The following is an 11,382-nucleotide window of genomic DNA, read 5'->3' on the forward strand; positions in this document are numbered from 1 at the left end:
CTATTCATTATGAAATTCAATACTACTATTTTTAGATTGATGCAATTGGGCCTTGTCGCTTTGGTAGGCCTAGCTTCCTGCAATAAATATTTGGATATTGCACCCCCTTCGTCCATCATACCTGAAGCTTATCTGGATGAGGAGTCACAACTTGCTGCTTATACCGTAAATCAATATGCGGGACTATTTCCTTCGCATGGCAATTGGTCCTTTGGCACGTTCGGCATCGACGGAAATACAGACAATATGGCTATTCCAACACTCGATAACAAGTTTATTCCAGGCCAATGGCGCGTCGGATCGAACGGCGGTGACTGGGATTTTTCAAGTATTTATCAGATGAATTATTTTATCAATACGGTGGTTCCCAAATGGAAGGAAAATCGTGTTCTCGGAAATACCAATAACATAGCACATTATATCGGTGAAGCCTATTTTTTACGGGCTTATGTTTACTTCGGGAAATTGCAGGCCTTGGGCGATTTTCCTATTATTCGCAATGTGATGTCGGATAAAGACAAGAATATTTTAGTGGAAGCGAGCAAGCGTTCACCAAGAAATGAAGTTGCTCGTTTTATACTTTCAGACTTGGATTCGGCCATTACCTTGCTGAACCAAAATTCTCCCGACGGCAAGAAGCAGCGGATCTCAAAAAATGTCGCCCAGCTGTTCAAGTCCCGCGTGGCCTTGTACGAAGGCACCTGGCTCACATACTTCAGTGGAACAGCATTCGTCCCTAAAGGACCAGGATGGCCTGGGGCGGCAAAATCATACAATAGCAATTATGCATTTCCGACGGGAAGTATTGCCGGAGAGATCGACTACTTTTTAACGCAGGCCATGGAATCGGCAGCTGCGGTTGCTGACAATGTGCCGCTGGTGAGCAATACCGGAATAATTGAATCTGCCAACAATGAGAACCCTTACTTTAGTATGTTTGGTGCCGTGGATATGTCCAGCTATGGCGAAGTGCTTTTGTGGCGACAATACAACCAGAGCTTGGTGACACACAATGTGCCGGTATATGCACAGCGTGGCAATTATGCTGTTGGATTGACGCGCAGTCTTGTGGAAAGTTTCCTGATGTCCAATGGACTGCCTATTTACGCTGCGGGCAGCGGTTATGCTGGTGATGATTACATCGCAGATGTCCGGAAAAATCGCGATGGTCGTTTACAATTGTTTTTAAAAGAACCCGGGCAAAAGAATGTATTGGTCAATATCGGACAAGGTACACACTATACCCTTATTGAGCCCACACCGACTGTTTACGATACCGATTGGGAAAGACGTTATACAACGGGGTATACCATACGTAAAGGTATTTCATACGACGGTTTACAAACGCTAAACGGACAGGGATTTACGGGCAGTATTACCTTCCGAGCTACCGAAGCTTACCTCAATTATATGGAGGCCTGTTACGAAAAGAATCAAAATTTAGATACGAAGGCACAGGCCTATTGGCGTGCATTGCGTGCGCGTGCTAAGGTCGATCAAGATTTCAATGCAACCATCGCTGCAACACAAATGGATAAAGAGAAGAAAGATTGGGGCGCGTATTCTGCGGGACAGTTTGTATCACCTACACTGTACAATATACGTCGCGAACGCAGAAGCGAACTCATGGCGGAAGGCCTGCGTTGGATGGATCTCAAGCGCTGGCGTGCAATGGACCAGCTGACTACAACAGCAGACCATTTTGAAGGTTTTAAACTCTGGGGGCCGATGAAAGATTGGTACAAACCCGAACAGCTGATTTATGGCGCTACCAATGATAAATCTGTCGTTTCAGATCCTGCACGGAGTGAATACCTAAGACCATTGGAGGTCCGAAGCAATGCCCTGTCTTATACTGGGGTGAAATTTGCCATGGCGCATTATCTTGCACCTATTGCCATCGAGCATTTCCAGTTGGCTTCGGATGATGGTACAGCAGAAAATTCTGTTATTTATCAGAATCCAGGATGGTCACTGATCAGTGGAACTGCCCCAACCGGTTTGTAGAAATATAAAAAGGGATATGTGTCATCTCATTATTACACAAATACGAATATATCCCTCTTTTTGACTCAATATCCCCCTTGACTACGTAGGAAAAGGGGGATATTTTTGTTTACTGATCATCACGAGCTGTTAGCTCAGAGAAACTTAAACTAAATCATGAAAAAACTTTTATCTGTCTGTCTTAGTTTGCTGTCAAGTTGTTTTATCGCCTATAGTCAACCGCCCATCCCACCGCAGTATAAATTGGTCTGGTCGGATGAATTTGATTATAATGGTGCGCCCGACACCACTAAATGGCGTTTCGAAGAAGGTTTCAAGCGTAACCGGGAGGAACAATGGTATCAAAAGGAAAATGCTTCCTGTCGTGACGGCCTGTTGGTTATTGAAGCAAAAAAAGAACAACGTAATCATCCCAGTTTTATTCAGGGCAGCTCTGATTGGATTGCCAGCCGTAAAAAGATAACCTATACTTCTGCTTCGATAAATACTTTAGGAAAGCAGCACTGGAAATACGGGATTTTTGAAATCCGCGCGCGGATCCCTGTTGGAGAGGGCCTTTGGCCCGCATTCTGGACTTTAGGCACGAGCAAGGAATGGCCATCCAATGGTGAAATAGATATCATGGAATATTATCGCGGCAATATATTAGCCAATATCGCAACTGGCACTGACCAACGGTGGAAAGCACATTGGTTCGGTAAGACAAAAGCAGTCAAAGATCTTGGCGGAAAGGCTTGGGCAGATCAATTCCATATCTGGCGCATGGTTTGGGATGAAGATGCCATTACGCTTTATGTGGATGATATCGAAATGCTCCACGTCCCTATGGATCAATTGGTCAATCGGGACGGTACAGGATTCAATCCATTTACCCAACCACATTATCTCCTGTTAAATTTGGCCCTCGGTGGAACAAACGGTGGCACGATAGCTGATAAATTACTTCCCGCTAAATATGAAATTGATTATGTCCGGGTCTATCAAAAAATAGAACGTGCTGAAATGAATAGTTTTACGCCAGGGGAAATATGGAAAGACCAATCCGGTCATGTGATCAATGCCCATGGCGGCGGCGTACTTCATCAAAATGGGAAATATTATTGGTACGGTGAGAAACGTGGCGGAACGGCATCACAGGGCGTCAATGTGTACTCATCCAATGATTTGTATAACTGGAAGTTTGAAGGGTTGGCCCTCACACCTAGCGCAGATCCTACAAGCGATATTGCCTGGGGCTGTATTATGGAACGGCCAAAGGTTATCTATCATGAGCAGCTGAAGAAATATGTCATGTGGTTCCACCTCGAGTTGAAGGGACAGGGTTATGCAGCAGCTAGGGCCGCCGTTGCTACCAGTGACTCTCCATTTGGGCCTTTTCAGTTTGTCCACAGCTTCCGGCCAAATAACAATATGTCACGCGATATGGGTTTATTTGTAGACACCGATGGCAAGGCTTACCAAATCTATTCATCGGACGAAAACTATGCCTTACGCCTGGTTCAATTAACCGATGATTACCTGCATGTAACAGCGAAAGATTCCTTACTCTTCCGGAATCATCGGGAAGCCCCAGCTTTATTCAAGCATAAAGATCAGTATTATCTGATCACCAGCGGATGCACCGGCTGGGCTCCAAATCGTGCAGAGCTCCATGTCGCTAAGAGTCTTTTTGGCCCCTGGAAATCCCTTGGTGATCCAATGCAAGGGCCAAATTCGGCTTTGACTTATGGCGGTCAATCCACATTTATTCTCCCTGTCGCAGGAAAAACAGATGCCTTTATCTTTATGGCCGACCGCTGGAACCCCAAAGATCTTATGGATAGCAGATATATCTGGCTACCGGTAGATCTCCAAAATGAAAAAGTACAGATAAATTGGAAGGATCAGTGGGATTTAAGTGTATTTTACTAGGGCGGCCGTATGGCCGTATTTAACCTAGATCTATGAAACAAATCACTCTTTTTTGAATTGATTTATTAATCGCTAAATAATAAAACATGCAGTTTGTGAATAAATTAGTGCTTATTCTACTCTATAGTTTGATATTCACTTTTGGACATGCGCAGTCCAGTGTTACCTTGACACATGGACCGCGTAAAATGCAACAGCTAGATACTCTTGTCCGAAAAGGAATCCCTTGGTTGGATGAAACGATAACCGAAGAAAACCGGCTGCCCATGCATACCGATTTTGTGACCTTTCCGAATACGTCTCAGATCGTCAATAGCGATTGGCGTGAATCTTCCGCTTATTTAAGTTTGAATGGTCCCTGGAGATTTAAATGGGCAGATAGTCCGTCAAAATTACCGGCCAATTTTGAATCGTTGACTTATGATGATCATCTTTGGGCTAATTTTCAGGTGCCTGCAAACTGGGAACTCCATGGATATGGTTTTCCGATGTATACGACCTCAGGATTTGAATTCACTTATTTGATCGGAAAACCGAATCCACCGATTGTACCGATGGAGTTCAACCCCACGGCGGTGTACCGCCGAGAGGTAGTCATTCCTGAGGATTGGCAGGGCAAACCTATTATCCTCCATATTGGGGCTGCCAAATCAAATCTATCTGTTTGGGTAAATGGTCAATATGTGGGGTATGGGGAGGATAGCAAATTACCTTCCGAGTTTGATGTAACAAGATATTTGAGAAAAGGAAAAAATTTAATCGTAATGCGCGTCATGCGTTGGGGAGTCGCAAATTATTTGGAGGATCAGGACATGTGGCGCCTCAGTGGAATCACACGAGACTGTTATCTGCTGGTACGGCAACCGATATATCTACGTGATATTCAGTTGTCGCCCACCCTCAACGATTCTTTTGATGAAGGACAGTTAAATACTAAGCTGATTTTTAACCAGAGCAGCCAAGAGGAGTTAGAAGCAGAGGTTTCATTACATAGAAATGGTCGGCTTGTGTCGGTTAAAACTGTTAAAGTCTCGGGACAAGAGATGGATATTGCACAGACCATTGAGCGTCCTGCACTATGGTCGGCCGAAATGCCAAATTTATACCGGGTGACTGTTAAGCTAATAGACCGCGAGGGCAAACTCAGCGAGATCGTTCCCCAGCAAGTGGGCTTCCGTCGAGTTGAGATCAAAGAAGGTCAGTTGAACGTGAATGGACAGCCTATACTTATCAAGGGAATAAACAGGCACGAAACAGATCCTGTAACAGGGCATGTGATCTCCAAAGAAAATATGTTGCGTGATGTACAGCTCATGAAAAAATTCAATATCAATGCTGTCCGTACCAGCCACTATCCCAATGCCGAATATTGGTTGCAACTCTGTGATCAATATGGATTGTATGTGATTGATGAGGCTAATATCGAATCTCATGGCATGGGCTATGATCTGTCTTATACGATGGCCAATAGGCCGACCTGGGAAAAGGCACATGTTGCCCGTGTTGAACGCCTTATTCAGCGCGACCGAAATCATCCCAGTGTAATTATTTGGAGCATGGGCAACGAAGCCGGAAATGGCTACAATTTCTATCGGGCCTACCTCCGGATGAAAGAGCTCGATAAAAGTCGCCCTGCACAATACGAAAGGGCTGTGAATAATTATGGCGAATTACGATTTGACTGGAATACTGATCTCATTGTTCCCATGTATGCAAGTCCATCTGCGATGAAAAATTATGCAGCGCGCAACCCTAAGCCCGAAAGGCCCTTTATTCAATGTGAGTATGCCCATGCCATGGGAAATTCATTGGGAAACTTTAAGGATTATTGGGACATCATTCGGGCAAATAAAGGAATATTCCAAGGTGGATATATCTGGGATTTTGTGGACCAATGTTTTATTAAAATCAACGCTAAAGGCGATACGGTTTATACCTATGGCGGAGACTATGAGCCTAAGGAAGCCATAACGGACTGGAATTATGCTTCCAAAGGCATTTTTTATGCTAATAGGACACCCTATCCGCATGCCTGGGAAATGAAGAAAGTATACCAAGATATCCATAGCAGCCTAATGAACGAGAAAAAGATACAGGTTTACAATGAACGTTTTTTTACTGGACTTGACAATGTTGAACTTCAATGGGAGCTTATTGTTGACGGAAAGAAAGCCCAATCCGGTTTAATCAGTCACTTGAATGTGTTGCCGCAACAATCTGGTGTGCTGTCTATCCCTTATCAAACAGATGCACGTGGGGAGAAATTTCTGAATCTGACTTATCGATTAAAAAAAGCCGAACCCCTACTTCCTATGGGCCATATTATTGCAACCGAACAGTTGTCTTTAGGCGGTGTTTTTCAACCTAAGACAACCATTGTGGCGCAGGGGAAAATCAAGACTGAGCGAAAAGATGGAAATCTGATTATCTCGGCAAAGCAGCTGCAGATGGAGTTTGACCTTAAATCAGGATGGCTGACCAGATATCATTACAAAGGACGGGATTTAATGGATGAGCATGCTTTATTTAAGACTAATTATTGGCGTGCGCCGAATGATAACGATTTCGGTGCAAATACGCCTGAAAAACTGAAATCTTGGAAACAGGTTACGGATTCTATTGAATTACTTGAAATTAGATCCGAATTAATCGATAGCCTGGTCTATGTTTATGCGGCCTACAAAATGCCTCAGGTATATGGACAGTTAGCAATGGAATACTGCATTAATCAACGGGGTGAAATGCGCATTTCTCAATCATTCACGGCTGACACCACAAAAAAGGTTGCTGTTCTGCCACGTTTCGGCATGCAATGGATCATGCCTGCTGGCTTTGAGACCATTAATTACTACGGTAGGGGACCACAGGAGAACTACATCGACCGTAATTTTGCATCGCATGTCGGAATTTATAAACAGACCGTCGATCAACAGTATTTTCCTTATGTAATGCCACAGGAGACAGGTAATAAGACCGATGTCAGGTGGATGGAAGTAAGAAATAAGCAAGGTCAGGGATTGTTTTTTACGGCAGATTCCACTTTCAGTATAAGTGCTTTGCATTATTTTGACAAGGATTTGGACGATGGTCCCAAGCGACAACAACGCCATGCAGCTGACCTTGTCAAAAGGAAACAAACGCAAGTTAATATTGACCTCAGACAAATGGGCGTGGGGGGAATCAATAGCTGGGGAGCATGGCCGCTTCACGAATATACATTGCCGTACAGAGATTATTCATTCTCTTTTGTCATAAAACCAGTCGAATAATTATAGCGTCCTGTACAGCGAAAGCGTTTGTAGTTGTTGTACAGGGCTTATTTTATTTGTTGGCAATGCAGCCTAGTGCCGATCGACATGGAATTCATTCTGAAATGCTTTTCGGTACTTTTTGACATAGTCGGATGGTGTATGGCCAAACAATTTGCTGAACTGCTGTCTAAAGTAGCGCTGATCGTAAAAACCTGTTAAGTTAGCTACTTCATTAATTTTCGAATCTGTCAATATAAGCATTTCTGCAGCCTTTTTGAGTCGTACCGACCTGATAAATTCATTGATCGATTTGCCTGAAATCGTTTTAATTTTTTTATAGAGTGAAGAATGACTCATTCCCGTTTTTTCGGCAAGGCTTATAACGGTCAATTCTTCCAGTAGGTTCTCTTCAATAATTTCAATGCACCGTTCTATGAATAGCTTGTCTGTGATTGGTATTTTTAGCTCATTGGACTGTAATGTAATCGCGTTAAGGAAAAAGTCCTGAAGGTTCTTTTTGTTCTGCAGTAATGTTTTGACCCGAAGCGACAATATCTCCGAATCAAATGGCTTGTGGATATAATCATCGGCACCATATTGAATTCCGGCTAACTTCGTACTGTCAGAGGTACTTGAGGTAAGCAGGATGATTTGAATATGATTGAGCGTAGCATTAGATTTTACGGCTTTGCAGAGTGACAATCCATCCATCTCTTCCATAATAATATCACTTATGACCAGATCAGGTTGTTTTCCCTTAATCATAGCTAATGCCTGAACGCCATTATGGGCACTATAGATTGTATATTCTGCCTTAAAAATGTCGGCAAGATAGCTGCGGATCGCATCGTCGTCGTCAACCAATAAAATACTAAATTTTTTGCTTGATATAGCCGTTGGAAATGTGGGAGCGGTTTCCGTCACCACTTGTGCATCGTATAGCATTTGAATTCCCGACTCGTTGTGGGGCGCTACATCTGCCAATGGTTCTTCGGCCGGCATTCGTTGTGCTACGATAGGCAAAACGAGGTTGAATGTTGTTCCCGCTGTTGCTGAACTGGTATAACTTATTTTTCCGGTGTGCATTTCAACAAAAGTTTTGACCAGGTACATGCCGATCCCGAATCCCGTTTGTTTTTTGGGGCCATTCAATGGATCCGAAAAATATTTGTCGAATATTCTATCGCCAAGATGTTCGGGGATACCCTTTCCCGAGTCCTTGATCTGAATGGTTAATTCCTGACCCTGTTGCGATAGAGCAATATGAATAGCGCCATCGGAAGGCGTAAATTTAAAAGCATTTGATATGAGATTGCATAAGATGATCTCAATTTTTTCTTTGTCCGCATTGACAAAGACCGGACCGGAATCTTCCTGGAACTGATAATCTATCTTTTGTAATTTTGCCTGGGCCGCGAAATATAGAAATATTTCTTTCATAAAGCTTTGGCAGTCGAAAATGCTGGTTTTGAGCTGTTCGGCACCATCCTCTGTTTTTCTAAATACAAGCAGCTGGTCCACCAAGCTCAGCAGCCTTTTGGCGTTCCTGTGTACAACCTGAAGGGAAGCCCTGTCTTCAGACTCTTTATTGGTCTTCAGCAGATCTTTAATCGGATTTATAATTAAAGTCAACGGTGTTCTAAATTCATGCGATATATTGGTAAAAAATGCGTGCCTCTTTTCATTGAGTTCTCTTTCCTTTTGGATGGTGAATTTTGAAAGCTGTATTTCATAATTTAAAGCGATTTGCCTCCTCCGGTAGCGCAGATACCATAGCCCCATATAGATAATAGCCAGCGTGTAAAGCAAGTAGGCCCACCAGCTTCTATACCAAGGCGGGAGAATTTGAATATCGAGCTTAATCTGCTTATTCGTCCATTTGCCTTCCGAGTCGGTCGATTGAATAAGCAGGGTATAATTTCCTTCATGTAGACCATTGTAATTTATCGATCGGGTAGAACCGGCATCGTTCCATTGCTTGTCTAAACCTTCCAAGCGGTATCTATATTTTATCTTTTGTGGCGAATCAAACTCCAAAGCGGCAAACTCCAGCGAAAACGTGGATTGATTGTAGGGGAGGGTCAGTTTGTGTATCGCATTATCTTTTCCAATATCGACCCGGTCACTCTGTTCTGTCATCTTTTTATTGTTAATTTTAAGGCTGGTGATTGCTAATGCAGGGTCATAAATTTTCAGTTTGATACTATCTGCATCAAAGATGTTAAAACCGTTGTTTCCTCCGAAAAGAAGATGGCCATCTTTGAGCTTAAGCGCTGCCCCATAGGAAAACTCGTTACTTTGAAGCCCATCCGTTTCCTCGTATCGTACAATTTTTCTAGTGGAAGGATCGAACTTCGAAAGGCCATTAAAGGTGCTTAACCATAGTTTTCCGGTTTTATCTTCCAAAATATTAAGTACGGCATTGTTACTCAAACCTTCATTTGTGGAATAATTTTCGACAATCTTTTTTGATTTGCTATCAAATGCCAAGAGCCCTTTACCTTCTGTTCCTAACCAAAGTCTGTTATTTTTTCCGAGCTGAATGGCACGAACAGGTTTTCCGATTAAATATCTGGCGCTTTTTCGTGTCTTCTTGTTTAGCTGTATGATCTCATTGTAATTCCCCATCCAGATATTCCCTTGTTTATCATCAATCATGCAATTGATATCATAGATGTCTTCGCTGAAGACTTCAAATTGGTCGCTTGTCGGATTATATGTATATACTCTTCCTTCAGAAAATGTCGCTGCCCAGATTTTCTCATCCTGATCCTTAAAAAGCAGCTGTACACTGTTATTTACGACCCCATTTGGCGTCCTGCAAATATAATATTTAAAACCCGAGCCTTTTGCGTAACTCGTTATGCCTCTTTCGGTTGCGATCCATAGGTCTCCGTTAGTTCCGGTCAAAAGATGGTTTACCGTATTGTCTGGCAATTGCTGTGGTTCTTTTTGAAAAGACTGAACCTGATTAGTCTTGTTATCCCATACATAAAGGCCATCACCTTCGGTACCAATCCAGATCTTGTTATCATACTCAACAAAAGAACGTACAAATTTGTGTGCTAAGTTAAATCCTGCATAATGTTTCTGCTGTAAATAGTTAAATTTATAGCCATTGTTATCAATGGTCTCAATGCCGCCCTTTCCGGTGCCAATCCATATTTTACGTTGGGAGTCTATGTAAATCGTATAAATGGTTTTGCTATTCAGTGAAAATTGTACGGGCTGTAGATCATTTTTGTTTGCTGCTTTTCCATGAGATAGGTTAAGTATAAAAATCCCATTGTTTTGGGTGGCTAACCAAAGTTTGTTTTGCCCCTCCAGCGTCAGCATGTTGATCTGGCTCGATTTAAGCTCCTGCGGATACAAGGCCGAAAACATATGGTCTTTGATTTTCCAAACAAATAGCCCCTCGTAATTACCAATAAAGAGTTCACCGCTGTTTGTGCTAGCCATACAGGTTGCACTCGTAATAGCCTTCGATACAAGATTCAACTGCTGAGTTTTTTTGTCGAACACATATAAGCCATTTCCCTCTATAAAGACCCATATTCGGCCGGTCGCGTCAATATGTGTGGCCGATACATGGTAGTATAAGGTGGATAGGTTCGATTTATAATCTTTAAAAGCAATTTGAATGGCATGTGCTTCTTGATGACTTTTGTAAAATAGCCCCCAGCCGTTTGTGCCGATATAAATATTATTGTCACTGTCGATTTGAATGGATTTCGTGTCGGCATTGAGATGGTATGACCGTTTTGTTTTTTGGTCTATATAATTTAAACGGGTGAAGGTATCAAAATTTCGGTCGTATATTCCAATTCCTTGACCAGTTCCTATCCATAATTTTTTATTATGGTCTTCTGCTATGCAATAGATATAATTATGTGGAATGCTGTTTTCGTTATTTAGCTGATTTCTATAGGTTTTTATATCATAGCCGTCGAACCTGTTTAGTCCGTCGTAGGTGCCAAACCACATAAAGCCCTGACTATCCTGAAATATAGATTTTACTGAACTATTCGATAAACCTTTATTCATTTCCTTGGGGAATTGCGCGTCGGTCAACGTGCTTGTGTGAACAAGGATGAGAATGAATATCAGGATCAAGGCCTGACGAGAAGATAGGAGTCTGTTCAAACTAGGCATGTTAGCAGCTATGTTAGTATGGTATTTCCGATATCAGATAACTTATCGATTTTTCTTTAGC

At 42.5% G+C, this 11,382-nt stretch carries 4 protein-coding genes; 3 read left to right on the forward strand and 1 reads right to left on the reverse strand.

Features of this window, described 5'->3' with window-relative positions:
* Positions 1-9 precede the first annotated feature (9 nt).
* From AAH582_RS06095 to AAH582_RS06105, 3 genes are all read left to right on the forward strand, one after another.
* Positions 10-2,007 carry a RagB/SusD family nutrient uptake outer membrane protein gene (locus AAH582_RS06095; RefSeq protein ID WP_343321513.1) on the forward strand — a complete coding sequence of 666 codons (1,998 nt, stop codon included), beginning with the start codon at positions 10-12 and terminating at the stop codon, positions 2,005-2,007.
* A 156-nt stretch (positions 2,008-2,163) separates the two neighbouring features.
* Positions 2,164-3,918, forward strand: coding sequence for a family 43 glycosylhydrolase (locus AAH582_RS06100; protein WP_343321514.1), 1,755 nt, complete (start codon positions 2,164-2,166; stop codon positions 3,916-3,918).
* A gap of 95 nt (positions 3,919-4,013) precedes the next feature.
* Positions 4,014-7,187 (forward strand): glycoside hydrolase family 2 TIM barrel-domain containing protein, encoded by a 3,174-nt coding sequence (locus AAH582_RS06105; protein ID WP_343321515.1) that lies wholly within the window; start codon positions 4,014-4,016, stop codon positions 7,185-7,187.
* Between the two features lie 72 nt (positions 7,188-7,259).
* Here the strand turns inward: AAH582_RS06105 and AAH582_RS06110 are convergent, their stop codons facing one another.
* On the reverse strand, positions 7,260-11,312 hold the full coding sequence (locus AAH582_RS06110) for a two-component regulator propeller domain-containing protein (RefSeq protein ID WP_343321516.1): 4,053 nt from the start codon (positions 11,310-11,312) through the stop codon (positions 7,260-7,262).
* Positions 11,313-11,382: the final 70 nt, after the last annotated feature.

Origin of the sequence: Sphingobacterium multivorum, from assembly GCF_039511225.1 — a bacterium.
GTDB lineage: Bacteria > Bacteroidota > Bacteroidia > Sphingobacteriales > Sphingobacteriaceae > Sphingobacterium.

Excerpts from the sequence above, each read along its gene's own strand:
- AAH582_RS06095 (WP_343321513.1), top strand. The coding sequence starts at position 10 with ATGAAATTCAATACTACTATTTTTAGATTGATGCAATTGGGCCTTGTC.
- AAH582_RS06100 (WP_343321514.1), top strand. The coding sequence starts at position 2,164 with ATGAAAAAACTTTTATCTGTCTGTCTTAGTTTGCTGTCAAGTTGTTTT.